20 protein-coding genes are annotated in these 26,870 nt (G+C 69.2%); 9 read left to right on the top strand and 11 right to left on the bottom strand.

The features are described from left to right. Positions 1-58: 58 nt before the first annotated feature. From purE to HF024_RS05040, 3 genes are all read left to right on the top strand, one after another. Complete coding sequence (gene purE / locus HF024_RS05030; protein WP_168688858.1) at positions 59-565, top strand: 5-(carboxyamino)imidazole ribonucleotide mutase; 507 nt, start codon at positions 59-61, stop codon at positions 563-565. Next, positions 562-1,920: an LCP family protein gene (locus tag HF024_RS05035; protein WP_085369146.1), complete on the top strand. Its 1,359-nt coding sequence runs from the start codon at positions 562-564 to the stop codon at positions 1,918-1,920. Before purE ends, HF024_RS05035 begins: the two co-directional genes overlap by 4 nt. A 98-nt stretch (positions 1,921-2,018) precedes the next feature. Then, positions 2,019-3,245 (top strand): acyltransferase, encoded by a 1,227-nt coding sequence (locus tag HF024_RS05040; RefSeq protein WP_247597309.1) that lies wholly within the window; start codon positions 2,019-2,021, stop codon positions 3,243-3,245. Here HF024_RS05040 and HF024_RS05045 read toward each other — a convergent pair. Genes HF024_RS05045 through rfbB form a run of 4 tightly spaced genes read right to left on the bottom strand, consistent with a single transcriptional unit; the run spans position 3,222 to position 7,487 of the window. Further along, the gene (locus tag HF024_RS05045) at positions 3,222-4,442 is read right to left on the bottom strand and encodes an acyltransferase (protein WP_168688859.1); all 1,221 of its coding nucleotides are present in this window, start codon (positions 4,440-4,442) and stop codon (positions 3,222-3,224) included. The genes HF024_RS05040 and HF024_RS05045 overlap by 24 nt on opposite strands. A gap of 60 nt (positions 4,443-4,502) precedes the next feature. Continuing rightward, positions 4,503-5,648, bottom strand: coding sequence for a glycosyltransferase family 1 protein (locus HF024_RS05050; protein WP_168688860.1), 1,146 nt, complete (start codon positions 5,646-5,648; stop codon positions 4,503-4,505). Continuing rightward, positions 5,623-6,498: a dTDP-4-dehydrorhamnose reductase gene (gene rfbD, locus HF024_RS05055; protein ID WP_168688861.1), complete on the bottom strand. Its 876-nt coding sequence runs from the start codon at positions 6,496-6,498 to the stop codon at positions 5,623-5,625. Before rfbD ends, HF024_RS05050 begins: the two co-directional genes overlap by 26 nt. Continuing rightward, positions 6,498-7,487, bottom strand: a complete 990-nt coding sequence (gene rfbB / locus HF024_RS05060) for a dTDP-glucose 4,6-dehydratase (protein WP_168688862.1) — start codon at positions 7,485-7,487, stop codon at positions 6,498-6,500. The genes rfbD and rfbB overlap by 1 nt, the downstream gene beginning before the upstream one ends. 128 nt (positions 7,488-7,615) lie before the next feature. Between rfbB and HF024_RS05065 the strand changes: the two genes are divergently transcribed. From HF024_RS05065 to HF024_RS05085, 5 genes are all read left to right on the top strand, one after another. Next, positions 7,616-9,508 (top strand): cell wall-binding repeat-containing protein, encoded by a 1,893-nt coding sequence (locus tag HF024_RS05065; protein WP_168688863.1) that lies wholly within the window; start codon positions 7,616-7,618, stop codon positions 9,506-9,508. Positions 9,509-9,517: 9 nt separating this feature from the next. Continuing rightward, entirely contained in the window at positions 9,518-10,129 is a 612-nt protein-coding gene (locus HF024_RS05070) for a dTDP-4-dehydrorhamnose 3,5-epimerase family protein (RefSeq protein ID WP_168688864.1), read from the top strand. A 5-nt stretch (positions 10,130-10,134) separates the two neighbouring features. Beyond that, positions 10,135-11,004 (top strand): glucose-1-phosphate thymidylyltransferase RfbA, encoded by an 870-nt coding sequence (rfbA, locus tag HF024_RS05075; protein ID WP_085369139.1) that lies wholly within the window; start codon positions 10,135-10,137, stop codon positions 11,002-11,004. Between the two features lie 175 nt (positions 11,005-11,179). Then, on the top strand, positions 11,180-13,519 hold the full coding sequence (locus HF024_RS05080) for a cell wall-binding repeat-containing protein (protein ID WP_168688865.1): 2,340 nt from the start codon (positions 11,180-11,182) through the stop codon (positions 13,517-13,519). A 172-nt stretch (positions 13,520-13,691) separates the two neighbouring features. Continuing rightward, positions 13,692-15,779: a cell wall-binding repeat-containing protein gene (locus HF024_RS05085; RefSeq protein ID WP_168688866.1), complete on the top strand. Its 2,088-nt coding sequence runs from the start codon at positions 13,692-13,694 to the stop codon at positions 15,777-15,779. Here HF024_RS05085 and HF024_RS05090 read toward each other — a convergent pair. The 6 genes from HF024_RS05090 to HF024_RS05115 form a co-directional block, all read right to left on the bottom strand. Further along, positions 15,766-16,584, bottom strand: a complete 819-nt coding sequence (locus HF024_RS05090) for a hypothetical protein (protein WP_168688867.1) — start codon at positions 16,582-16,584, stop codon at positions 15,766-15,768. The genes HF024_RS05085 and HF024_RS05090 overlap by 14 nt on opposite strands. Then, on the bottom strand, positions 16,566-17,408 hold the full coding sequence (locus tag HF024_RS05095) for a glycosyltransferase family 2 protein (protein ID WP_168688868.1): 843 nt from the start codon (positions 17,406-17,408) through the stop codon (positions 16,566-16,568). Before HF024_RS05095 ends, HF024_RS05090 begins: the two co-directional genes overlap by 19 nt. 33 nt (positions 17,409-17,441) lie before the next feature. Next, positions 17,442-18,701 carry an ABC transporter ATP-binding protein gene (locus HF024_RS05100; protein WP_085369134.1) on the bottom strand — a complete coding sequence of 420 codons (1,260 nt, stop codon included), beginning with the start codon at positions 18,699-18,701 and terminating at the stop codon, positions 17,442-17,444. 2 nt (positions 18,702-18,703) lie between these two features. Beyond that, complete coding sequence (locus HF024_RS05105) at positions 18,704-19,600, bottom strand: ABC transporter permease (protein WP_168688869.1); 897 nt, start codon at positions 19,598-19,600, stop codon at positions 18,704-18,706. 47 nt (positions 19,601-19,647) lie between these two features. Continuing rightward, the gene (locus HF024_RS05110; RefSeq protein WP_168688870.1) at positions 19,648-21,045 is read right to left on the bottom strand and encodes a glycosyltransferase family 4 protein; all 1,398 of its coding nucleotides are present in this window, start codon (positions 21,043-21,045) and stop codon (positions 19,648-19,650) included. Between the two features lie 173 nt (positions 21,046-21,218). Beyond that, positions 21,219-22,304, bottom strand: coding sequence for a glycosyltransferase family 2 protein (locus HF024_RS05115; protein WP_247597310.1), 1,086 nt, complete (start codon positions 22,302-22,304; stop codon positions 21,219-21,221). Between the two features lie 183 nt (positions 22,305-22,487). Here HF024_RS05115 and HF024_RS05120 point away from each other — a divergent pair, with 183 nt between their 5' ends. After that, entirely contained in the window at positions 22,488-25,313 is a 2,826-nt protein-coding gene (locus HF024_RS05120) for a glycosyltransferase (protein WP_168688871.1), read from the top strand. A 72-nt stretch (positions 25,314-25,385) separates the two neighbouring features. On the opposite strand, the gene HF024_RS05125 is transcribed toward HF024_RS05120, so the two are convergent. Continuing rightward, positions 25,386-26,867 carry a DUF2142 domain-containing protein gene (locus HF024_RS05125; protein ID WP_168688872.1) on the bottom strand — a complete coding sequence of 494 codons (1,482 nt, stop codon included), beginning with the start codon at positions 26,865-26,867 and terminating at the stop codon, positions 25,386-25,388. Positions 26,868-26,870: the final 3 nt, after the last annotated feature.

Genomic DNA, 26,870 nt, shown 5'->3' on the forward strand with positions numbered 1-26,870 from the left:
ACGCAGCGCGGGGCGTGCCGTCCGGGCACCGGGCCGGAGCGCATCTAGCATGGTGGTCATGCCCGCAGCCTCCACCAACCCGCTCGTCTCCGTGGTGATGGGGTCGGACTCCGATTGGTCGGTGATGCAGGACGCATCACGGCTCCTCACCGAGTTCGGCGTCGACCACGAGGTCGAGGTCGTCTCCGCCCACCGCACTCCGGAGAAGATGATCGACTTCGGAAAGCGCGCAGCATCGCGCGGTGTGAAGGTGATCATCGCCGGAGCGGGAGGGGCGGCCCACCTGCCGGGGATGCTCGCGGCCGTCACGACGCTGCCCGTCGTCGGCGTCCCCGTGCCGCTCGCCAGGCTCGACGGCCTGGACTCCCTGCTGTCGATCGTGCAGATGCCGGCGGGGGTCCCCGTCGCCACCGTGTCGATCGGCGGCGCACGGAACGCCGGACTGCTCGCGGTCAAGATCCTCGCCACCTCCGACAACGCGCTCGCGTCTGAGCTCGAGACGTTCGCGGCCGACCTCGAGGCCAGCGTCGAAGAGAAGAACCGGGCCCTCCAAGCAAAGCTATGAGCATCGCGACCCCACTGCGGCACCCGGATGTGTCGTCCGCTCCGATCATGACGAAGCGGGCCTGGTGGCTCGTGGGCCTGAACGTGCTCCTGCCCGGATCCGCCCAGGTGGTCGCGGGCAACAGGACGCTCGGCCGCGTCGGCATCGTCGCCACGCTGCTGCTCTGGCTGCTGGCGATCGTCACCCTGGTCGTCTATCTGATCTCGCCGTCGAGCGTGTACACGCTGTTCACCCAGACCGCCGGGCTGCTCGTGCTGCAGGTCATGCTCGTGGCGTACGCGGTGCTGTGGATCGTGCTCACCCTCGACACGCTCCGGCTCGTGCGGCTGGTCAAGGCCCGCCCGAACGCGCGCGGCTGGATCGCGGCGTTCGCCGTGATCGTGCTGGTGGGGCTCACCGGCACGGCCGGCTACGCATCCATCGTCGCCGGATCGGCGAGGGGCGCCCTCGGCGACATCTTCTCTGCCGGCCCGTCGCAGCCGCCCGTGAACGGCCGGTACAACATCATGCTGCTCGGCGGCGACGCCGGACCGGACCGCGACGGCCTGCGCCCGGACAGCATGTCGGTCGTCAGCATCGACGCGAGCACCGGCCAGGCGGTCACCATCGGCCTGCCGCGCGACCTCGACCCCGTTCCCTTCCCGGCGAAGTCGCCGCTGCACACGCTGTACCCGGACGGCTACGGCTACGAGGACCGCTGCGACGTCGACGTCTGCCAACTCAACTCGATCTACACCGAGGTGGAGCTCTACAAGCCCGATCTCTACCCGAACGCGAAGAAGAACAACAGCGAGCCGGGCATCGAGGCGATGCGGGATGCGCTGGAGGGCGCGACAGGGCTCACCATCCAGTACTACGTGCTGATCGACATGCAGGGCTTCTCCGACCTGATCGACGCGCTCGGCGGCGTCGACATCACCGTCACCGACCGCGTCCCGATCGGCGGCGACGAAAACCTCAACGGTGTCGCGGAGTGGATCGAGCCCGGGGTGCACCACATGGACGGCTACCACGCCCAGTGGTACGCCAGGGCGCGTCACGGGTCGAGCGACTACGACCGCATGGCCAGGCAGCGCCAGCTCCAGGATGCGATCCTCAAACAGGTCAACCCGGTCAACGTGGTGAGCAAGTTCCAGGACATCGCGCATGCGGGCGCCCAGGTGATGAAGACCGACATCCCGCAGTCGATGCTCGGTTACTTCGTCGACCTGGGGATGAAGACGAAAGCGCTGCCGGTGAAGCAGCTCGAACTCGTGCCGCCCACCATCGACCCCGAGAACCCCGACTACGGGCAGATCCACGGGCTCGTGCAGCAGGCGGTCGCCCCTACCACGCCGAAGCCCTCCGGCAAATAGGTCGGCGCGCAGCTCACAGCTGACCCCTGAACAGGTCACAGGAACCCGTGAGGCGCACGGGGTACCGTGGTCGGCCTATGTCGAGTACTGGTGTGAATGTGACGAAAAAAACGGGTGGACGGCTGGCCTCCCTCGATGGACTTCGAGGGGCGGCGGCGCTGATCGTGGTGCTGCACCACGCGATGTACACGAACCCCAACTTCCCCGGCACACCGGGCGGGGGCACGGCTCCGACCGGCTCTCCGATGTGGTGGATCAGCTACACGCCGCTGAAGCTGTTCACGGCCGGCTGGGAGTCGGTCATCGTCTTCTTCGTCCTCTCCGGCCTCGTCGTGACCCTGCCCGTCGTCCGCAAGCGCGGGTTCGACTGGATCGCGTACTTCCCCCGCCGCGCTGTTCGGCTGATGGTGCCTGTCATGGCGTCCGTGCTGCTCGCGGCCGGGTTCGTCGCGGCCATCCCGCAGGTGAGCACCCAGCCGAAGGGCACCTGGCTCAGCGACTCGTCGACGCCGGCGTTCAGCTGGGAGTACATCGTCAAGGCCTGGGACCTGCTCGGCGGAGACGGCCAGATCAACAACCCGCTCTGGTCGTTGCGCTGGGAGCTGATCTTCTCGCTCGCGCTTCCGGTGTTCGCCATCGCGGCCATCGCGGTGCGCCGCTGGTGGCTGGGCGGCCTCGCCGCCGCCGTGCTGCTCACCTGGCTGGGCGTCCGGACGGACGCCGGCGCACTGTCCTACCTGCCCGCGTTCTTCGTCGGGGCCGTGCTGGCCGTTCGCCTGGACTCGGTGCGGATCTTCGCCGAGCGCCTGAACGCGCGCCGCATCCGGCACCTGGTGTGGGCGGCGATGACGCTCGGCAGCGGCGCGCTGATGATCGCTCCGTGGCTGTTCGGGCCCGGTGTCGCCGACCTGCCGGAGCTCGTGGCCGTTCTCAAGGGGCTGATGCCGCTCGCCGCCGCCGGACTGGTGGTCGCCGCGATCGGCTGGAAGCCGCTGCACGCCCTCTTCGAGTCGCGCCCGCTGCAGTACGCGGGAACCATCTCGTTCAGCCTGTACCTGGTGCACGTGCCGATCCTGATCTTCAGCACGTACCTGTTCGCCGGACAGGCCTGGTATGTGCCGCTGCTGTTCGGCATCCCGCTCGCCGTGCTCGTCGCCATCGGCTTCACCTGGCTGATCGAGCAGCGCAGCCACGGCTGGTCGCGCGCCGTCGGCGCCTGGGCGTCCGAGCGCTACCGCGCCTGGTTCGGCCCCGAGCAGGCGAGCGAAGCCGCAGGGACGACCGAGCAGGCCGCCGTGGGGTCAGGCGCGCGAATCGGACGCTAGCTCGCGCGCCGGGGTCTGCTGCGCATCCGGTGCAGCCGCTGCTGCCGTCTCTCCGGAGCCGCGGTGCGCGAAGCCGCGTGCTACAGCCGCTCCGGTGATCTTCGACAGTGTGTGCGAGCGCTTCTCGATGAGCCAGTAGAAGGCGGCGGCGACCGCGATGGCGGTCACCACGGCGAGCATGCCGACCACCGGAAGCGAGAGGGACGGGAAGAGGTAGTAGAACGTCAGGATGATCGGGACGTGCACGAGGTAGAGGCTGAACGACACCATGCCGGCCCAGCGCAGCGGGCCCACGGACAGCAGCCACGCCAGCGGCGACCACTCCAGGCAGCAGATCACGATGATCAGCGCCGCCACCGGCTGGAATCCTGCCAGCCACATCGCCGGGATGGGCGTGAGCGCCGGGAACAGCCAGGTGCCGATCAGCAGCAGAAGCGACGCCACGAACACGACGGCCCAGACCACGTGCCCGATGCGCCACGACGAGATGGCGGCGCCGATGGCCTGGATGCGCGGGAACAGTGCGGCGGCCAGCGCGCCGACGAAGAAGGCGGGGAGGTAGCGGAAGCTCTGCGCCTGCGAGTCGATGCCGAGGAACGTGGATGCGACGGCCAGGGCGAGCACGAGCGGCCAGAACCGCTTGAGCACGACGGCGAGGCCGACGAAGAGCGCGAGCGCCATCGAGAACGCCATCTCCCAGAAGATGGACCACAGCGGATTGTTGAGCGTCACATCCGGCATCAGCGGGTCGATGTTGACGAGGAACCGCTCGATGCTGAGCGGATGCACGCTCGTCGACGCCGCCCAGGAGCTCGTCCCGAATCGCGGGATCTGCGGCACGAGGAGGGCGAGCCCTGCTGCGAACACGAGTGAACAGAGCACGGGCAGGCCGATGCGCACGAGGCGGCGGGGGAAATACGCCATCCAGTCGAACTCGCGCGGTCTGAGCACGGGAAGGCTCAGCACGAAGCCGCTGAGCACGAAGAAGATGATCACGGCTTCCGGGCCGGCCGTCAGGAGCTTCAGCGGGGAGTGGCTGAACCACCACGCCAGCGACCCCTCTGCCGGAAGGTCCCCGCCCATGTACGTCGCCGCGAAAGGCTGGTACAGCAGGCTCACGTGGTGCGCGACCACGATCAGAGCGGCGACGCCGCGGAGCCCGTCGAGGGAGGTGAGGCGGCGAGAAGAGGAAGACATGACCGGGTCAGAATAGCAACGACGGCCTGGACAGTCTCCGAGCGCGCCGTGCCGGGGTGCCTACAGGTCGGCGTGCAGCTGCCAGACGCGCTCTGCCGAGTCGCGCCAGCTGAACGCGCGGGCGCGGTCGGCGGCCAGGATGCCGAGCCTGCTGCGCAGCTCGTCGTCGGTCAGCACCCGGCCGATGGCCGCCGCGAGCCGCTCGGAGTATGCGGGGTCGTCCGGGGTGTCCGGTCGCTCAACCGCGAGCCCTGCACCCGCTGCGACCTCGACCAGGGCGGGGTCGTCGGAGTGGATCACGGGCAGGCCGAACTTGAACGCCTCGACGATCGGCAGCCCGAATCCCTCCGCCAGGCTGGGGAAGACGAACACCGTCGCGCGGTCGAGGGCGACAGCGAGGTCGGCGTCGTCCAAGTGGCCGAGTGCGCGCACCCTGTCCTCCGGGAGCCCGGCCGCAGCAGCGACCCCGGTGGCAGAGCCGTCGCCGTACCTGTCCGGTCCGGCGATGATGAGCGGGATGTCCTGGGCGTCCGGCAGGGCGACGGCGCGGATGAGCGGCGCGATGCCCTTGCGCGGCATGATCGAGCCGAGCGTGAGCGCGTATCGCTCGGGGAGCCCGAGCCTGGCCGCGCGCTCGTCGGCGTCCGCGGGGAGGCGCAGCGTCGTGGCCGGGGCACCTCCGATGACGCGCACCCTGTCGCCGAAGTCGATGAACTCGCCGAGCTGGTCCGCGATGGCGTGTGTCGGCACCACGATGGCGTCCGCGTGCTTGCGGGCGCGCTTGGCCATCGCCTTGTGCCAGAGGGCGTTGGCGGAGCCGAGCGATTCCGGGTGCAGCCAGGGGAGCACGTCGTGGATGGTCACCGCGATCTGGTCACCGTCGTTGACCCTGTCGTGCTTGCGCAGCGGAGCCAGCAGGCTGGGTGCGTGCACCATGCCGCTCACCCCGCCGAGCTTGAGGCCGGACTGCCAGGCCATGACGAGTTCGCGCCTGCCCATCGGCAGGGTGGTGATCGCCGCGATGCCGGGGAGGCGCATCCGGAGGTCGTCGACGATGTCGTCGGAGACGTTGGGGACGATGCCCTCGACCTGGCACCCCGCCGGCGCTGTGGCGATGAGCTGCCTGGTCAGTTCCTCGGTGTACCTGCGCGCCCCGCCGGGGGCGTCGCCGATGAGCTCATCAACGACCACTCTCAGGGTTGTCATGCTGCTCCAGAACTCCGTGACGCGCTGCGTCTGCCAGTGCTTCGTCCCACGCGCGCATGGGCTCGAGGCCGGCGGCGCGCCATGCCTCGTGACCGAGCACCGAGTACGAGGGCCGAGGTGCAGGGCGGGCGAACGCGGAGCTGTCGGTCGGTGTGACCCTATCAGGGTTCAAACCGGCCTCGCTGAAGACCGCCTTGGCGAAGCCGTACCAGCTCGTCTCGCCCGCGTTGGTGCCGTGGTAGACCCCTGCTGGAGCGTCCGCGTCGAGCATGGCGACGATCTGTGCCGCCAGGTCGGCCGTCCAGGTGGGCTGGCCGAGCTGGTCCTCCACGACACTGACGGTCTCGTGGCTTCCCGCGAGCTTCACCATCGTCTTGGCGAAGTTCGCGCCGCCCGCTCCGTAGAGCCACGCGGTGCGCACCACGTACGTGCCGTCCGGATGCGCAGAGAGCGCCAGTTCCTCGCCGGCGGCCTTCGTGCGGCCGTACGCGTTGATCGGATCGCGCGGGGCGTCCTCGGCGTACGGGGCGCTGCCGTGGCCGTCGAACACGTAGTCGGTGGAGACGGTCACGAGCTTCGCGCCGTGCTGCTTCGCCGCGATGGCGAGGTTCTCCGGGCCGGTCGCGTTGATCGCGTACGCCTCGTCTTCGTGCGTCTCCGCGTCGTCGACCTTGGTGTACGCGGCCGCGTTGATGACCACGTCGTGGCCGGCGACGGCGGCGAGCACGGCATCCCGGTCGGCGACATCGAGGTCGGCACGGCGCAGAGCGGTGACCTCACGGCCGGCGAGCGCCTGCTGCAGGTCGAGCCCGAGCTGCCCGGCGGCGCCGGTGATCAGGTAGCGCGTCATCAGTTGTCCAGCGCGGCGCGTGCCTTCAGCGGCTCCCACCAGCTGCGGTTGTCGCGGTACCACTGCACGACGTCTGCGAGACCCTGCTGGAACGGCACGAGCGGCTCGTAGCCGAGCTCTGCGCGGATCTTGGAGATGTCGACCGAGTAACGCAGGTCGTGGCCGAGGCGGTCGGCGACGCGGTCGACGTACGACCAGTCCTTGCCGGTCGCGTCGAGCAGCAGCTGGGTGAGCTCCTTGTTGGTGAGCTCGGTGCCGCCGCCGATGTTGTAGATCTCGCCGGCGCGGCCGCCCACCAGCACCATCGCAATGCCGCGGGTGTGGTCGTCGACGTGCAGCCAGTCCCGGATGTTGTTTCCCTCGCCGTAGAGCGGAACGTGCTTGTCGTCGATCAGGTTCGTGACGAACAGCGGGATGACCTTCTCGGGGAAGTGGTACGGGCCGTAGTTGTTCGAGCAGCGCGTGATCGAGATGTTGAGGCCGTGCGTGCGGTAGTAGCTGCGCGCGAGCAGGTCGCTGCCCGCCTTCGACGCGGAGTACGGCGAGTTCGGCTCGAGCGGCCGCTCCTCGTCCCAGGAGCCCTCGGCGATGGAGCCGTAGACCTCGTCGGTGGAGACGTGGACGAAGCGCTTCACGTCGTTGCGGAGCGCCGCGTCGAGCAGCTGCTGGGTGCCGAGCACGTTGGTCTCGACGAAGATGGATGCGTCGCGCACCGAACGGTCGACGTGCGACTCCGCCGCGAAGTGCACCACGGCGTCGATCTCGGGGAACAGCTCATCGAGCAGGCCGCCGTTGCGGATGTCGCCCTTGATGAAGGTGTAGCGGGGAGAGTCGGCCACGGGGGCCAGGTTCTCCAGGTTGCCCGAGTACGTCAGAGCGTCCAGCACGACGACCTCTGCGCCTTCGAGGCCGGGGTACGCATCCTGCAGCGTTCGCCGGACGAAGTTGGAGCCGATGAAACCGGCGCCGCCGGTGACGAGAATTTTCATGGAAAGTAGGACCTGCCTCACGGATTCTGGACTGCCGCAGAGATTCTACCCGGTCGCTCCCTGAGAGCCTTCACCGATAGACAATGCGGATATTGCAGGGGTGCACGGTTCGTTCTAGGCTCGCGCTCGTGACTAACACGGGGGAGCGCGTCCGCACGCGCACGAAATTGTTCGGGATCGTCGCGGCGGGGGCCACGGCGATCGCGCTGCTCTCAGCGCCGACGGCGGCGGTGGCGGACACGTCGGACGACCAGCGCGCGGCCGCGTACTACGCCCAGGTGCAGGCGGCAGCGGCTGCGGCGGGAACCGCGGTCTCGCCGGAGGCCGAGCAGCAGAACGTGATCGACGGGATGGGCGAGTTCCACGCCACCGGGGCGTCCGACGCTGTGGCGTCGAAGTTCGTCGCGGGCAACCTGGTGAGCGACGCGGTCTTCTACAAGGGCAACGCGTGGAGTGTGGGGACCATCCAGTCGTTCCTGAACACCAAGGGCGCTGGATGCACCACGAAGGCAGCGCCCGGATGCCTCAAGAACTTCAAGCAGACCACCTCGTCCAAGGCGGCCGACCCGATGTGCGCGGCATACCAGGGGGCGGCGGGGGAGTCCGCGGCCACCATCATCGCGAAGGTGGGCGTCGCCTGCGGCATCAACCCGGTGGTGCTCGTCACGATGATCCAGAAGGAGCAGGGGCTCGTCTCGACCAGCGCTCCGACCCAGTGGATGTACGACCACGCCACGGGCTGGAACTGCCCGGACACGAGCCTCGGCTGTGACAGCAGCGCAGCATCCACGGGCTTCTTCAACCAGGTCTACGGCGCCGCGTGGCAGTTCAAGCGCTACGCGGACCCGGCGGGCACCACCCCATCGTTCGGCTGGATCAAGGTCGGCAAGGTGAACGCCGTGCGCTACAACCTCGACGCCTCCTGCGGCTCGGCCCAGGTCGCCATCTTCAACAAGGCGACCGCCGCGCTGTACTACTACACGCCGTACACGCCGAACGCCGCCTCGCTCGCCAGCTACCCGGGAACCGGCGACAGCTGCTCGGCATACGGCACCCGCAACTTCTGGATGCTGTTCAACGCCTGGTACGGATCGTCCACCGCAGGCTCGGTGCCCGCGCTGTCGCGCCTCTCCGGTGGGGACAGGTACGAGACGTCCGCCGCCATCTCCCGCGCCGCATATCCGAGCCCCGGCGCAGGGGTCTCCTCTGCGTACATCGCGAGCGGCTTGAACTTCCCGGACGCGCTCGCCGCCGCTCCGGCGGCAGCGAAGCTGGGCGGGCCGCTGCTGCTCGTGCAGACCACTGCTGTTCCCGCTCCGATCATGACGGAGCTGCGCAGGCTCAAGCCGGCGAAGATCTTCATCGCCGGAGGGGCGGCCTCCGTGACGAATGGGGTGATCCAGCAGCTGCGCTCCATCACCTCGTCGGTGACGCGGGTCTCGGACTACGACAGGTTCACCACATCCATCGCCATCGCGAACCAGGCCTTCCCCGCCGGAGCCGACACGGCATACGTCACGTCGGGGATGAACTTCCCCGACGCACTCTCCGCCGGCGGAGCCGCCGGAGCGCAGGGCAAGCCCGTGCTGCTGGTCAACGGCGCGCTCGGCTCACCCGACAGCCTGACCGTCGCCGAGCTGCGGAAGCTCAAGGCCACCAAGGTGAACGTCGTCGGCGGCCCCGCCAGCGTGTCCGCCGGGTTCGCCAACGGCCTGCAGAAGCTCGGCTTCACGGTCACGAGGCTCGCGGGCAGCGACCGTTTCGCCACCAGCGTGGCCGTCAACGCCGCCGCGTTCCCCGGGGCGACGTCCACCGCGCTGCTCGCCTCCGGGGCCGCATTCCCCGACGCACTGTCCGGAGCGGCGTACGCCGCGGCGGCGAAGAGCCCGCTGCAGGTCACCCCGCAGGGCTGCGTGTACCCGCAGGCGGCGGAGCAGACGCTCCGCGCTCCGACGTACAAGCTCCTCGGCGGAACCACGGCGCTCAGCGATCTCGTGGGGAAGCTCAGCGTCTGCCAGTAGACTCCTGGGGTGCAGATTCGCGAATTGAGTATTCCTGACGCTTACGAGATCACTCCGAAGCAGCACGCGGACGACCGCGGACTGTTCCTGGAGTGGTACCGGTACGACCGTCTGGAGGAGGCCGTCGGCCACTCGCTGAACCTCCGCCAGGGCAACACGTCCGTCTCCAAGCGCGGTTCGGTGCGCGGCATCCATTTCGCCGACATCCCCGTCGGGCAGGCCAAGTACGTCACCGCAACGCACGGCGCCGTGCTCGACTTCGCCATCGACATCCGGGTCGGCTCGCCGACATACGGGCAGTGGGACACCGTGTTGCTCGACGACAAGGACCGCAGGGCGATCTACGTCTCCGAGGCGCTCGGCCACTGCTTCGTCGCCCTCACGGACGACGCGACCGTCAGCTACCTCGTCAGCGACGTGTACAACCCCACCAGGGAGCACGGGATCAACCCGCTCGACGCGGAGATCGGCCTGCGCTTCCCCGAGGAGGCCGGCGAGCTGCTGCTCTCCCCGAAAGACACCGAGGCCCCCGGCCTCGCAGAGGCCGCAGCGGCCGGGCTGCTTCCCACCTGGGAGGCCGCCCGCGCGTTCTACGCCTCGCTCGACAACGGAGGTAACTGACCGACATGCGCGGAATCATCCTGGCCGGCGGCTCCGGCACGCGTCTGTGGCCGATCACCAAGGGCATCTCGAAGCAGCTGATGCCGATCTACGACAAGCCGATGATCTACTACCCCCTCTCGACGCTGATGATGGCGGGGATCAACGAGATCCTCATCATCACGACGCCGGAGTACAACCAGCAGTTCAAGGCGCTGCTCGGCGACGGGTCGGAGCTCGGCATCCGGCTCGAGTACGCCGTGCAGCCGTCGCCGGATGGTCTCGCGCAGGCGTTCATCATCGGCGAGGAGTTCATCGGGGACCAGTCGGTGGCTCTCGTGCTCGGCGACAACATCTTCCACGGCGCAGGGCTCGGCTCGTCGCTGCGCAACCACAGTGAGATCGACGGCGCGCTGATCTTCGCCTACCACGTGAGCAACCCGACGGCGTACGGCGTGGTCGAGTTCGACGACAGCTTCACCGCCGTCTCCATCGAGGAGAAGCCGGTCAAGCCGAAGAGCAACTACGCGGTTCCCGGCCTCTACTTCTACGACAACTCCGTCGTCGAGATCGCCAAGACGATCGAGCCGAGCGCGCGCGGCGAGCTTGAGATCTCCACGGTCAACGAGCGCTACCTGGATGCGGGCACGCTGCAGGTGCAGGTGCTCGACCGCGGCACGGCGTGGCTCGACACCGGCACATTCGAGTCGATGATGCAGGCCTCCGAGTACGTGCGCGTGATCGAGGACCGGCAGGGCTTCAAGGTCGGCTGCATCGAGGAGATCGCCTGGCGCGCCGGGTGGATCGACGACGCGCAGCTCGCCGTCCTCGCCGCGCCGCTCGTGAAGAGCGGGTACGGTCGCTACCTCAACGGGCTGCTGGCCGTCGACGCCTGAGCGCCACGCGCATCCACGTCGGAAGGCTCCCGCTGTCGCGAACAGCGGGAGCCTTCGTCGTTTCCGCGGCGTGGCGAGCCGTCGCGCACGCGTGTGCTGTCGAATAGGGTGGCTGGTGGCGCCCGACCGCGCTGTCTACCGGCTCGCCCCGGCACACCGTCTCCGAGGAGCTCCCATGACCGACCTCCGTCTGGGTACGGCGATCGTCGCCGCCGTCTGCGCCACCGTCGCCCTGGGCATCGCAGGCCCCGCAGCCGCAGCGCCGGCCGCGCCGGTGGCCTCCCTCGCGCGGCAGGCAGCAGACCCGGCCCCGACGCCGCCCGCAGGAACGCCGACGATGGGGGAGTACGCCCCCGAGACCTTCGCCGCAGCGGCGGCCCAGCTTCCCGCCGACCTCACCGACGCCGTCCAGCGTGACCTCGGGGTCACTCCCGAGGAGTACCTGAGCGACGCGGCGGCGGCGACAGACGCAGCAGCGGTCGTGTCGTCGCTGAAGAAGGACGGCGTCGACGTGGTGGCGTCGCGCATCGACGGCACGGACCTCCACGTCACCGTCGCGTCGTCGGCGGACGTCGCTCCCGCGGAGGCCACGGGAGCGACCGTGACGGTCGGGTCCGCCCCTCCCGCCATGAGCGGTCTCCGGCTGAACGCGGCGGCAGCGCCCCTGCTCGGCGGGACGGCGTGGGGCTACCTCGTCGACGCGAACAGCGGGGAGCGCTGCTCGATCGGCTTCAACGGCACGGACGCGAGCAACCAGCAGCAGTTCGTGACGGCAGGGCACTGTGTGCAGGGAACGCCGTATTCCTCGATCATGCAGATCGTCCAGAGCAGGCCGAGCGACCCGGCCGCGCAGTTCGGAGCGACCATCGGCTCTCCCGTCGCCGGGACGTTCCGGTTCGGCGGCGGCTTCGACTCCGGCCGGATCGCTGTGACCAGCACCGCTTTCGCGCCCCAGGCGGCCATCTCCACCTGGGGCGGTGCGCAGGGCGCGCCGACCGCGAGTTCGCTCGGCATCAAGGGCGACACGACGGCCGTGGTCGGGGCCTCGATGTGCAAGTCGGGGTCGAGCAGCGGCTGGACCTGCGGAAAGGTGCTGGCCGTCGACGCGATGGTCGACGTGGACGGTCAGGACGTCAACGAGATCATCAGCGATGCGTGCGTGCTGAAGGGCGACAGCGGCGGCTCGGCCGTCGTCGGGGCGTACGCCCTCGGTGTGACGAGCGCCAGCTCGCAGTCGGACACCTGCGGCTCAGGACAGCTCGGTGCCTTCTTCCCGCTGCGCTCCTCCGCGTCGCCCAGCGTCGCATCGCAGCAGCCCGGCTGGAAGCTGTCGGTGGCCGTCTCGGCGCCCGTGCCCTCCGTGCACGACGGTTCGACCGTGTTCGCGCCCGGATCGCTGACCGGAACCGTCGCGGGCGGGAACGCCCAGACGACCGTGTCCGTCTACTACGACGGCCGCACGGACGCCTCCGGTGCGAACACGACCGCCACGGTGTCGTCGGCGGGGGCGTGGAGCGTACCCCTGCCCACGACGCCGGGGAAGCATACATACCGCCTGGTCTCGCGGTGGGGCACCACCGCGGCCGCGACCTCGACGGGGACGATCACGACCGTCGCCAAGCCCGCCGTCGCGCGGCTGTCCGGCAGCGACCGCTTCGACACCGCCGTGCAGATCTCGCGCGCCGGATTCCCCGGCACGGCGAAGACGGTGGTCGTCGCCTCCGGAGTCGACTTCCCGGATGCGCTCTCGGCAGCACCCGCCGCGGTCGCGCTCGGCGCCCCGCTGCTGCTGACGATGCCCGGGGCGCTCCCCGCATCCATCGCCGCCGAGATCGCCCGGTTGAAGCCCACCAGGATCATCGTGGTCGGCGGGGTCAACGCCGTATCCGCCGGTGTCGCGAAGACACTCTCGTCGTACGGCACGGTCACGCGGCTGGCCGGGGGCGACAGGTACGAGACGTCGAGGAAGGTCACGGCGTTCGCGTTCGGGAGCGCGAAGCGGGTCTACATCGCCACGGGCACCTCGTTCCCGGATGCGCTGTCGGCCGGAGCGGCGGCCGGAGCGTTCGCGAACCCCGTCGTGCTCGTCCCCGGCTATGCCGCGGGAGCGGACGCGGCGACCTCGTCGCTCATCTCGAAGCTCGGCGCCACCTCGATCGCGGTGGTCGGCGGCCCGGTGAGCGTGTCCAACGCGCTCGCCACGTCGCTCGGCCGCATCGCCCCTGTCACCCGGCTCGGGGGCAGCGACCGCTTCGAGACCGCGCAGGTGGTCAACAAGAACGTGTTCTCCTCGGACACGGCCCTGTTCGTCGCCTCCGGGGTGACCTTCCCCGACGCTCTGGCCGGATCGGCACTCGCCGGAGCGAAGGGCGCCCCGCTCTACGTCGTGCCGACCGGATGCGTCGCCCAGAGCACCGTGGCGGAGGTCGGCAGGCTCGGCGCGACCGCCATGACCGTCCTCGGCGGGACGGCGGCGCTCTCGTCCGGCATCTCGTCGCTCAGCGTCTGCCCGTAGCCGGTCCACCCCCGAACGGGGTGCGGCAAAACTGAGGCAAATTCAATAAACGAGCGTTCGACGCAATTTGCATGCAATTCCTTTGCGTCAGAGGGCCCAAACGCTGCGTATCCTGGCTAGGCTCGACGATGTGTTGACCCGCCACGCTCGCGCGCGCCTTCTCGCAGCGCTCATGACGACCATCGCCGTGACGCTCGGAGGCGCGATTCTCGGCGCGCCTGCGCAGGCCCAGGAGCCGGGGTCCGCATCCGCAGCGGTGTCCGCATCCCGACCGGCCGCCGGGGTCCTCGGCCCGGTGAAGACGGCGGTCGCCTCCGGGTTCGATCCGGGCAACATCATCAGCGACTACAACTTCTACAACGGCTCGGCGCTCGACGCCGGCGCCATCCAGGCGTTCCTGAACACCCAGGTCTCCACCTGCCGCGCCGGATACACCTGCCTCAAGGACTACCGCCAGAGCACGTTCTCCCGGGCCGGAGACGCCATGTGCGCGGCATACACCGGAGGCGCGAACGAGACCTCGGCGACGATCATCGCCAAGGTCGGAGCCGCCTGCGGGATCAGCCAGAAGGTGCTGCTCGTGCTCCTGCAGAAGGAGCAAGGGCTTGTCAAGGACACCTGGCCGACCACGGGGCAGTACAACAAGGCCACCGGGTACGCCTGCCCGGACACCGCGGCGTGCGACTCGCAGTATTTCGGCTTCTACAACCAGGTCTACATGGCGGCGTGGCAGTACAAGCGCTACGGCAACCCGCCGGGGACCAACAACTCGTTCACCTGGTTCCCGGTCGGCCAGGTCAGCGCCATCCGCTGGAGCCCCAACGCCGCGTGCGGCGCCGGCAACGTGCTGATCCAGAACAAGGCCACCGCCGCCCTCTACTACTACACGCCGTACCAGCCGAACGCCGCGGCCCTCGCCAACCTGTACGGAACGGGCGACGGCTGCTCCGCATACGGCAACCGCAACTTCTGGGTGCAGTACACGGACTGGTTCGGGCCCACCTCCGGTGGTGTCCCGCCGACCGGCAACTACGAGTCGGCCACGCTCACCGCGTCGTCGTTCTCCGTCGCGGGATGGGCGATCGACCTCACGCTCGCGACCTCGGTGGTGAGCGTGCAGATCACCTGGAACACTCCGTCCGGAGTCAGCACGCAGACGGTGGCTGCGTCGGCGTCCAGGCCGGATGTCGGCAACGCCTTCCCGGCGGCCGGCGCCAACCACGGGTTCAGCGCGAGCATCCCGCGCTCGGGCGACGGCCAGTACTCCGCCTGCATCACCGCCATCGCGGCACCGGGAAACACGGCGGGGAACGCGGCGTTCGGCTGCAGGACCGTGCTGTTCTCCTCCGGCATCAACGGCAGCCCGACGGCGGGCAGGGTGCAGGGCGCAGACCGGTTCGACACTTCGGTGGCCGTGTCCAAGGCCGCGTACCCGGCCGCGGGCGTTCCTGTGGCGTACATCGCGTCCGGCGCGAACTTCGCCGACGCGATCAGCGCAGGACCGGCGGCCGCCGCCCAGAAGGGGCCGCTGCTGCTCGCGAACGTCGGCTTCGTCCCCTCCTCCGTCCTCGCCGAGCTGAAGCGGCTCGCGCCGAAGAAGATCGTGGTGGTCGGCGGGGCCGCAGCCATCGGAGACGGCGTGCTGGCGACGCTGCGCACCGTCCAGCCCAACACCGTGCGGGTCGCGGGCTACGACCGCTTCGAGACCTCCAGACAGCTCGCGAAGTACGCCTTCCCGGCAGCGACCGGCGCGTACTTCGCCTCGGGCGTCAACTTCCCGGATGCGCTCTCCGCTGCGGCAGCAGCCGGCGTCGCCGCGCAGCCGATGCTGCTGGTCACCGGCTCTGCTGCCCTGGATGCGCCGACGGCGTCGTACCTCGCCGCCTCGGCCGTCAAGACGGCCACGATCATCGGCGGCCCGAGCGCCGTCGGGAACGGCTACGAGACGGCGCTGAAGAACGTCGGAGTGACCGCGACGCGGATCGGCGGAAGCGACAGGTTCGAGACGAGTCACCTGATCAACGCGTCGAAGTTCCCGACCGCGTCCACGGTCTACATCGCGGCGGGCACGACATTCCCGGATGCGCTCTCCGGCTCCACGCTCGCCGGGGCGACCAGAGGCCCGCTGTTCGTCACACCCGGCTGGTGCGTCCCTCGCTCGATCGGCAACGACATCGCAAAGATGAGGGCGACGAAGGTGGTCTTCATCGGAGGTCCGGCCGTGCTGTCGGCGGACGCCGTGGCGTTCAAGCCGTGCTGATGTCGTCCAGCTGCAGGTAGCGGTAGAACTCCGCCTTGAGCTCGGCCAGGGAGTGGTGCTGGTTGGTCTCGTCGAGGACGAACTCGATCGGGGTGTCGACCTTGCGCAGGCGCCAGCCGCGCTTGCGGGCATAGCCGCACATCCACACGTCTTCGAGGAACGCGAAGTAGCGGGGGAGTTCGGTGAAGAACGACAGATCGCTGACGATGTCGATGTCGCACGCGCAGCCGCCGGTGCCCACGTAGCTGACCCGGTCGCCCGGCTCCGCGGGCCTGCGGGCCCAGTAGTCCCCGTCCATCGTCCAGGCCCAGAACCCGGCGATGGTGTGTGGACCGGACGCGGCAAGCAGGTCGGTGACCAGGTGGTCGCTCACGTCCTGGTCGTCGTCGAGCATCAGGAAGGCGCCGCGGTAGCCGTCGACGTAGAGTTTGCGCGCCACGAAGAAGCGGCCGAGGCCGCCCATGTTCACCCTGCTGGTGAACATGCTCACCTCGGCGAGAGCGCCGTGCGGGCGGTACGCGGCGATGCGCTTGCGGTAGTACGCGGTGTCGGCAGGGCGGTTGTTCCAGAACAGCAACCGGATGCGCGTGCCCTGCTGCGCATCCAGCTGGGTAAGGATCGCGTCGATGCGCTCACGGCGGTTCCAGAGGCAGACGATGATCGCGACTTCGCCGCCCTCCGCTGCGCCGTGCAGGCGCTGCGGGCGGAACCGGCCGGAGCGGTAGCGGGCCATCGCCCAGCGCCACCGCGCGGCGGACACGGCGCGGCGCGCGAACGACGACGCACTCACCGCGAGACCCACCACAGGCGGCCCCACAGGCCGAAGCGGACGGCGAGACGCAGCGGGGCGAAGTACCAGCCAGCGTACTTGCGCGACAGATACCGGTATGCGCTGTCGTGGTGGGCCTTCTCCATCGTGTGCGCGTCGCGCGACGTGGAGTGGGCGCCGGTGTGCGTGACGACGGCCTCCGGGATGTACATGTTGCGCCAGCCCGCTTGCCCGAGCCTGGCGCCCAGGTCCACGTCTTCGAAGTACATGAAGTATCCGGGGTCGAAGCCGCCCAGCTCTCGGTACGCCTCTGCGCGCACCAGCACGCACGCGCCGGAGAGCCAGCCGGCCGCCCTGCGGGACTCCGTCTCGCGCTCTGCGCGGTAGCGCACCGTCCACGGGTTGGTGGGCCAGATGCGCCCGAAGAGCGCGTGGGCGACGCCGGTGCGGAGGGAGGGGAGGCGGCGGGCCGACGGGTAGACGGTGCCGTCCGCATCCAGGATCTTGGGGCCGAACGAGCCGGCGCCCGGCAGCTCCTCCGCCGCGGAGGCGAGCACGTCGATCGCGCCGGGCTGGAAGATCACATCCGGGTTCGCGACCAGGATCAAGTCGGGGTTCGAGGTCGCGGCGTCGACGGCGGCACGCACGCCACCGCCGTATCCCTCGTTCTTCGGCAGCTCCACGAACGTGTACCCGGCCGCGCGTACCAGTTCGCCCGTCTCCGCAGCGCCGTCGGACGCGTTGTCGACCACGATGACCTCGACGACGCTCGAGCCTGCCGACGGCAGCGACGACAGGAACGGGCGCATGGCCTCGGTCGAGTTGTACGTCACCGTGACGACGAGAACGGAAGGAGTCATGCGTGCTTTCTTGTGCGGCCTGCTGGCGGGTGGTCAGGAGGAGAGGTCGATGACCTCCGGGACCGCGTGGATGACACCCACCGCGAGCGGGTAGTACGGCACATCGAACGAGCACGCCTGCGGCATGTCGGAGAGGTGACGGCCCGCGCTGTCCATGAGGGAGGCGTTGACGAAGTACTTGCCTGCGCCGAACTGGGCGTCCTTGAGCACGATGCCGACGGTGCGGCGCTCCTTGAGCCTGGACAGGTCCGCGCCGATGCGGGCGGTGGTGGTGCCGTAGACCGCCTGGCCCATCGTGTTGTCGATCTGGATGGCGCACATCCAGTCGTCGATGCCGGTGTCGTGCTCCAGGGTGACCTCGATGCGCACGTCGTCGCCCGGCTGGACGGGCTCGCCGGGTTCGCGGCCGACGGCGAACACGCGGGCGTCCACGACGCGGCCGTGCTCGACGGTGACGCCGGGGTGCTTGTTCGCCTGCACGGCGGCCTCTGCCTCGGCCTCGACGACGCGGCGGTCCTCCAGGATGTTCCTGAACTCTGTGACGGCGTCGCCCGGGTCGCCGTCGAAGACGACCTGGCCGCGGTTGAGCAGCACGGCCCTGTCAGCCAGCTCCGTTACCTGGTTGAGGTTGTGCGTCACGAGGATGATCGTGCGCCCCTCCTCCTGGAACGAGCGGATCTTGTCCAGGCACTTGCGCTGGAACGCCTCGTCGCCGACCGCCAGGACCTCGTCCACCAGCAGCAGGTCGGGGTCGGTGTGCACGGCGACGGCGAACGCCAGGCGCACGTACATGCCGGACGAGTAGAACTTGACCTGCGTGTCGATGAAGTCGCCGATGCCGGAGAAGCTCAGGATCTCGTCGAAGCGCTCCTCGGTCTGCTCCCGGCTGAGGCCGAGGATGGAGGCGTTGAGGTAGACGTTCTCGCGCCCGGTGAGGTCGGGGTGGAACCCGGCGCCGAGTTCGAGCAGGGCGGCGATGCGCCCGCGGCGGGAGACGCTGCCGGAGGTCGGGTCGATGATGCCGCCGATGACCTTGAGCAGGGTGGACTTGCCGGAACCGTTGTGGCCGATCAGCGCCACGGTCGTTCCCGCGCGCATGGTCAGGTTGACGTCTTTGAGCGCCCAGAACTCCTCGCGGTGCTGGCGGCCGCGGCCGAACGCCACCAACCGCTCCTTGAGGGAGTTGTCCTTGCGGATGACGAAGCGCTTGGAGACGTCGGCGACGCGAACGACCTCGGGGGCCTCGCCCTCCGCACCGGTCGCCGTGTTGCTCTGCGTGATGTTGGTCGTCATCGTCACACCACCTGCGCGAAGTTGCCCTGCAGCCGCGAGAACACCCGCTGGAAGCCGAGGAGGAGGACGATGCCGATCACGAAGGCGATGCCCATGCGCAGCAGCAGGAAGTCGGGGTACTCCGCGACGCCCTGGCCGCCGACCCACATGGCCTTCTGGAAGCCGAGCACGGCGAGGGTCACCGGGTTGTCCGTGTAGATGTCGAGCGCGAGCGAGTGGCCGAGCGCATCCCGGACCATCGTCCAGGAGTAGACGATCGGCGACGCCCAGAGCAGGAGCAGCAGCACGACCTCGACGAGGTACTGCACGTCGCGCAGGTACACGTTGATCGCGGACAGCAGCAGGCCGAACGCCGTGCCGAACACGAGCAGCAGGAGCACGGACGGGATGAGGTACCACGTCTCGGCGTGCAGCGGCGGCTTGCCGATCACGATGGTCGCGGTGAGCAGGATCACGAACTGGATGAGGAAGTTGAAGATGGCGGAGCCGACGCTCGCCAGCGGGAAGATCTCGCGCGGCAGGTAGATCTTCTTGATCAGCCCGGAGTTGCCGACGATGGATGCTGTGGTGCCGCTGATGATCTCGGAGAACAGCGAGTAGACCGTCAGACCGGTGAAGACGTAGATCGCGAAGTCGGGGATGTTCTTCGCAGCCCCGAGCACCTTGCCGATGACGATCGCGTAGATGAGCAGCTGCGTCAGCGGGCGCACGAGCGTCCAGACGAAGCCGAGCACGCTGTCTTTGTAACGCGACTTCAGGTCGCGGCGGACGAGGAGGGAGAGGAGCTCGCGGTGGCGGAAGATCTCGCGCAGCGAGTGCCACGATCCGGCTTTGCTGTCGCCTCCGACCGTCACCATCCGCTCTTGGGAGAGCGCAAGGTATCGATCCTGTGCAGTCATTCAGTCGTCAATCTGTGTCGGGGTATCGGTGTCGCGCGCTCGATGGATTATAGCTCGGAGCGTCGGCCGGGCAGTCGTTCCATCACCGCGCGCAGCGGCCGGGTGAGCCGCCAGGACGAGCTGTTCTCGAGTCCGGCGATGCGCTTGTGCAGGTCGTTGTTGATCCTGGTGCGCTCGGAGACGATGCCCCGGACGCGGTCGGGTGCCGGCGTCGGGTTCTTGCAGAACTCGATGAGCGGCGTGAGCGAGGTGGCCCAGGTCATCCCGGCGGCGAAGCGCTCGACGTTCCCGGCGATGCGGGTGCGCTCGTCGGCGTCGAAGAGGAGCTCCTCGATGGCGGTGGCCAGCGCATCCACGTCTTCCGGCGGCACGACGCGGCCCAGCTCGTTGTCGCGGATGAGCTCGGCGAAGGTGTCTCCGTCCGTGCTGACGATCGGCAGCGACGCCCACAGGTAGTCCAGGATGCGCGTGCGGAAGCTGAACGCCGTCTCGAGGTGGTCGTAGTGGGTGCTCACGCCGAGGTCGGCGTCGAGCAGGAAGTCTGCACGCTCGGTGTACGGCACCCAGGAGTCGTTGAAGAACACGACGCTGCCGGTGAGTCCCAGGTCTTCCGCGCGCTTGCGGGCCTCCACGGCCATCCGCATGGTCGGGATGTTCGGGTTGGGGTGGCTCGCGCCGAGGAAGTAGAGGCGCAGGTCGGGGTGGGCCTTGGCCGCGATGGCGACGGCCTCGATGAGGGTCAGCGGGTCGAACCAGTTGTAGATGCCGCCGCCCCAAATGATGACCTTGTCGTCCGGCCCGATGCCGGGGACGGTGCCCTTGATGCCGTGGGCGCGCTGCACGGGGGCGTCGTTCTCGACGCCGAACGGTGCGACGTCGAGCAGCGAGCGCAGGCTCGGGTCCCTGTCGTAGGTGGCCGGGTTGATCCTGGCGAGCCCGGCGAGCTGGCCGAGCCAGAAGTCGCGCTGCTTCTCGGAGGCGCAGACCATGAAGTCCGCGCGTTCCAGCTGGTCGTTCAGCACCTCGACGGTGTCGATGGCGACGGCGAGCCTGTCGGCGGGCCCCAGGTCTTTGCCCTGCTCGAGCTGCTCCAGGTGCATCGGGTCGTAGATGTCGGCCACGATGATCGTGTCGGTGTCTTTGATCCACTGGTGGGTTCGCAGGATGTGCCCCTGGAACACCAGGACCTCCGCCCAGTCCACGTGCTCGTGCAGCCCTGAATCGTCAGCGAAGTGCACGGGGAAGGCGTCGGAGCTGATCTCGGCCCTGTTCGTGGAGACGAGGCGGACGTCGGCGAACTCGGAGAGCGCCTTCGCGATCTCCCAGGCGCGGATCGCCGGCCCGGCCATCAGCTCACCGAGGGTGTCCGGGGTGACGACCAGGATGCGGCGCTTGGTCTCCGCGCTCCCTGCTGCGGTTTCGATCTGCGACGGTGTGGACGTCATGGAATAAGAGTCTCCTGCTTGCACGTGTGGGTGCGCCAGGGCATTCTGGCGTCTGCTGACGTGCTTCTCGCCCGCGTCGGGCACGCCCAGCACGAAAAGCCGTCGGCAGGCTACCACTGCAATCGGGGAGATCGGTGTGACCAGGACGCGCCCGGTCTCGGCTCCCTCGTCGCTCAGCGCCGGCCGCGGCCCAGCAGTCTGGCGGCGCCGTCCGCCATCCGCACGATGCGGCGGGAGGTGAGGCGGTCTATGAACTCTCGCAGACCCTGGTTCTCCGCCTTCAGCTCGTCGACCTCACGCTCCAGGCCTGTCGCCTGGGCGTCCGCGGCGGCGACGCGCCTGTCGAGGTCTGCGATGGCGAGGCCGATCGCGCGCGCCTCGGAGACGGATTCCTCGTCGACCGGGACGTCGGCGACGGGGGAGGGGACGGTGTCCGCGATCCTGCGGTCGAGCACGTACTCTCCGGAGGCGATCCCCTCGGCCAGCTCTGCGTCGTCCGGGTGGCGGCAGAGATAGAGGGGGAAGAGGACGCCGTCGAGCAGGCGGCGGTAGTCGCGCATCCCGTGGTGGTTGGGGCTGGGGGTGAGGTCCGGCGAGTTCTCGTACGCGCTGCCGGCGTTGCGCACCTTCCTGCTGTACTGCTCCCAGGAGCGCCAGGGGAAGTGCAGCACCTCGACCTCGAAGCCCTCCGGCACAGGGCCGCGGTTCTCCAGGCTGACGAAGTGGTTGCCCTGCACCACCTCGACCTCCGCGTCTCCGATGTGGGCGGCGTCGTGGGTGGCGTGCGCCTTGAGGCCGACGCGGTGCAGCGCATCCACCGACCGCAGGTCGCGGTAGGCGAGCCGCTGCAGGCCGGAACCGGCGATGGCCGCCGGCCCGATCATGTCGTGCACGGGCACGTCGAACGCCTGGATGCTCACCGGGATGTTCTCGAACGCCTCTTTCAGCGTGATGCCGGGGCGGGCAGGCAGCCAGAACTCGTCGGCGTCCGCGTTGATGACCCAGTCTGCGCCGTGCACGGTCTTCGCCTCGCGCGCCATCCGGGTGACGGTGACGCCCTGCTGCTTCTGGTGCACGGGATCGCTGCGCAGGTCGACGACGCCGCGCTCCGCATAGCCCTGCAGCAGCTCGTACGTGCCGTCGACGGAGCCGTTGTCGGTCACGATGATCACGTCGACGCCCTGCCGGAGGTGGTGATCGAGCATCGCACCGACGATGTCGACTTCGTCGCGCACCATCATGGTCATCGCCAACTTCACTCGCTGCCTCCTCGCCGCACAGTCTAGATGACCGGCGACAACCACTCCGCCGCTAGACTTGCCCGGATGAACCCCTGGAAGGACAGTGCCCGACGCGCGTTCCGATCGATGCTTCCGCCCGAGTCAGCCCCCCGTCGAGTTCTCCGCGCAACCCGTGGCGCGGCCCGCAGCTTCCGCGACACCTTGCACACGCAGGAGCCCGAGCAGGTCCACGAGGGGCCGGGGCTCACCGACTACGCCGAATGGCGGGCAGAGCAGCCCGCCCTCGAACCGCTGCCCAGCGACCATCAGGAGGCGACGTTCGTGGTGGTGGTCGAGTCGTCCGCGCATCCGGACGATCGGGAGCGCGACGCCGTCGCCGCCACCGTCGCGAGCGTCGCAGCGCAGCGCTCGGTCACGGCCAGAACGGTCGTCGCCGTGACCGGAACCCCGCTGGCCGAGGTGCTCTCCGGGGCGGAGGAGCAGTTCGCGATGTTCCTCACCGCCGGCTCCGTGCTCGATCCGGCGGCGCTGGAGCAGGTGGCGAAGGAGCACAGGGTCGACCCTGTGCGCCGGGTGATCGCCTTCGACACCGACCAGGTCACGAGCACGGGCGAGCGCATCGCACCGCGGTTCCGCCCCGCCTGGTCGCCGGAGATCATGCTCGGCGTCAACTACCTCGGCAGGGCCTTCGCCATCCGCACCGCAGCGGCCGCCGCCGACGAACGCGCCACCCTCGACTCCCACGGCATCTGGAAGCTTCTGCTCGGCACCGAGCTGTCGGATGCTGTCGTCGGCCTCATCCCGCACATCCTGTTGTCGACGCCCGCCGCCCCGATCCGGGATGCGACGGAGCAGGACGCCGCGATGGTGCAGCGCTCCCTGCGCGAGCGCGGCGAGGCGGCCACCGCCCAGGTGAGCAACGGGATCGTGCGCGTCGCGTTCGAGCTGGAGACCTGGCCGAGCGTGTCCATCGTCATCCCGACGAAGCACTCCACCGCCAACCTGGACCGGCTGCTGCCCAGCCTCGCCGGCACCGACTACCCCTCCTTCGACGTCACGGTCGTGGACAACGGGGGAGAGACCGAGGAGCACGAGGCCTGGTATGCGGCGCTCGACGCCGGTCTCCCCATCCGCCACGTCTGGTGGGACGAGGAGCCGTTCAACTACTCCCGCGTGAACACCGTCACCGCGGCGGCCACCGACGGCGACGTGCTGGTGTTCCTCAACGACGACACCGAGATCGTCGACCCGGACTGGCTGCGCGAGCTGGTCGGGATGCTGCACCGCGAGGGCGTCGGCACGGTCGGCTACCAGCACAGGAACGACGACGGCCTCGTGCAGCACGGCGGCGTGATGATCGGCCCTGGCGGGTTCGCTGCGAACCTGTTCGCCGGGATGAGCCCGGACGACGACAGCCTGCTCGGCCCTGTGCGCTGGTACAGGAACACGCTCGCCGTCACGGCGGCCTGCGTCGCGATCCGCCGCGAGCTGTTCGACGAGGTCGGCGGGTTCGACGAGCGCTTCCAGCTGACCGGCAGCGACGTGGTGCTCGGGCTGGACCAGATCATCCGGGGCAGGCGCAACGTCGTCATCCCCTTCGACGCCGTTCGGCATTTCGAGTCGCTGACCCGGGGCGCTCACGCCCCGCGGGCTGACTCGTTCGCGAGCTACTGGCGCTACCACCCGTGGCTCGCGGCGGGCGACCCGTACATCTCGCCGAACGTGTGCCGCCTCACCGAGGTGCCGCGGTTCGCCGCGGCGGACGACCCGTCGCCCCTGCAGCTGGCGATGGCCGGCCTGGGCCGCGAGTACCGCTCCGACGCGCAGAAGTCGACCATCTCGGAGGACGCGACGGCGCTCATGTCGCTGGCGACCATCTCCGCGGAGGAGGTCGCCGCCGTCGTCGAGTCGCACGCCTCCACGACCGGACGCCGCGAAGTGCGCACGATCAACTGGCTGCTGCCCGGTTTCGACATGCCGTTCTTCGGCGGGGTCAACACCACGTTCCGCATCGCGGACAAGCTCGCGCGCGAGCACGGCGTGGTCAACCGGTTCCTGATCAACGGCCACCCGAACAACGAGTTCTACGAGTCGGCCATCGTCGCCGCCTTCCCCGGTCTGGCCGGGTCGGAGGTCGGCCACTACTACGGGGACGACGCCGGCATCGCCGAGGTCCCTCCCGCCGATGTCGCCATCGCGACGTTCTGGCTGACGGCGGTGGATGTGGCCAAGACGCCGGGCACACCCCGCAAGTTCTACCTCATCCAGGACTACGAGCCGTCGTTCTATCCGGCGAGCACGATGTTCGCGATGACCGAGCAGACGTACAAGCTCGGCCTCTACGGCATCTGCAACACCGAGAGCATGCACGACATCTACGCCGGGGGATACGGCGGTACCGCCACGTACTTCACCCCGGCGGTCGACAGGGGCATCTACCATCCCATCGGCCGCAGGGAGCGCGGCGACGACGAGCCGGTGACGATCTTCGCCTACGCCCGCGACCACTTCCGCAACTGCTGGGAGCTGGTGTTCGCCGCGCTCAGCGAGATCAAGCGCAGGCACGGCGACCACGTGCGGATCATCGCGGCCGGCGCCAAGTACCTTCCGCCGAGCGCCGACTTCATCGACCTCGGCCTGCTCGACTACCGCGCCACCGGCCGTCTGTACCGCGAGACGGACATCGGCGTCACCATGCAGATCTCGCGGCACCCGTCCTACCTGCCGCTCGAACTGATGGCGAGCGGGGTGGCGATGGTCGCCCCGGACTCCGACTGGTTCCGCTGGCTGTTCCACCCCGACGAGAACGCGCGCACCACGATGATGACCTACGACGACGTGGTCGCCGGGATCGACGAGCTGGTGCTGGATGCGCAGAAGCGTCGCGCCATCCAGGCGGCGGGCGTCGCCACCATCGACGCCGCCCACTCCGACTGGGACGCCGCCCTCGACCACCTCTACGACTACCTCTGCGACCCGGAGGCCGAGGCCATCCCCTCCACGGCGCCTCGCACCATCGCCCCTTGACCCGGCCCTGACCCCGGCCCCGACGCGACCCTCGCGTCCCCAAGCCATCGAGCCGGGACTTATGTACGGCCGCTACCGGCGTGTCGCGTGCACAACTCCCGGCTCGATTTTCAGGAGGTGGGGGAGGGTGCGGAAGGTGGCGACCGTGAAGAAGGTGAGCGCGAGGACGACGGCGAGCGTCAGCGGGACGATGCCGCCCGGGGGCTGCCAGGTGGGGCTGAAGAAGGCGGCGGTCCACGAGGTGGAGCCCGCGGCGTAGCGGCGGAGCGTGAACGTGAACGCGGCGAGCTGGCCGACGGCGAGCACCACGGCGGCGGCGCGGAGCGCGGCGACCGTGTTGCGCGAGCCGACGCCGACCTCCGCCCTGTCGAGCGCCATGCCGCCCCAGATCGCCAGGACCAGCACGATCGCGAGCATGTACCGTCCCTGCCAGACGTCGCCGACCTGACGCCAGAGCGCCACCTGGATGACGACCGGGATGACGAGCAGCGCGCCGACGAAACCGAGTGCGATCCACCGTTCGCGTCCGCGCCCGAGCACCACGGGGACCAGCACGATCAGCGAGAGCACGCCGAACCAGATCACGATCACCGCATCCGGGGCCCACACATCCACGGTGCCGAACAGCCCGATCATTTGCTTCCAGTACGAGAACGTGTTCTCCACCATCGTCTGCGCCACGGTGAACAGGCTGCCGGGCGTCGGCTCCAGCTGCGCCTTCACCTGGTTCTCCGGCCGCGTGAACCAGAACAACTGCCCGGCTCCCACGACAGCCAGCAGCGCGAGCACGACCCAGGTGGATGCGCGGCGCAGCAGATACTCCCAGTCCGCCTTCCGCATGGCGAGCACGACGGAGACGGCGATGAGGAGGAGCCACAGCATCCCGAGGCTGCGGCCGCCGGTGACGAGTGCCGCGGAGACCACGGCGGTCACGCCGGACAGCCAGAGCATCCACCCGGTCGGCCGGTGCCTGGCAATGGTCAGCAGCGACACCAGCAGGGCACCGGCGGAAGCGGCTTCGACGGCGTTCGGGTTGATCGCGCCGCCGAGGAAGAACACCATCGGGGTGAGCGCGCCCACCGGGAGCAGCAGCGACCAGCGCGCTCCGGGCCAGGTGCGGACGAGCGCGGCGAGCACCGCGAGCAGGGCTGCGACGACCGCCCCGGAGAAGATGCGCATGGCGTGGATGGCCGCCTCGCCGGAGAACACCAGCGACGGCAGGCCGACCACGAGGTAGTAGACGGGGCTGTTGGTGTACGCCGTGCTGATCGAGCGGCGCGTCTCTCCCGGTGCGGCGTCCGAGCTGCCGACGCACGCGGGCGTGACACTCGGCTGCCCGGCGAAGCAGCCGCCCGCGCCGGGGATGTAGAGGTAGGCGGGCGCGTCGAAGTACTTGCCGTCGCCCACGATTTGCCCGCGCACGGCCGTCGTGGCACGCACGGTGTGCGACGCCTCGTCCGGCACGGCGTAGATCGGCGTCGCGAGCGACCACGCGGTGAGCAGCACGAACAGGGTGCAGAAGACGGCGGCGAACAGTCTCAGTGGAAACCGCATCCC

This window comes from Leifsonia sp. PS1209 (genome assembly GCF_012317045.1).
In the GTDB taxonomy this organism is placed as follows: domain Bacteria; phylum Actinomycetota; class Actinomycetes; order Actinomycetales; family Microbacteriaceae; genus Leifsonia.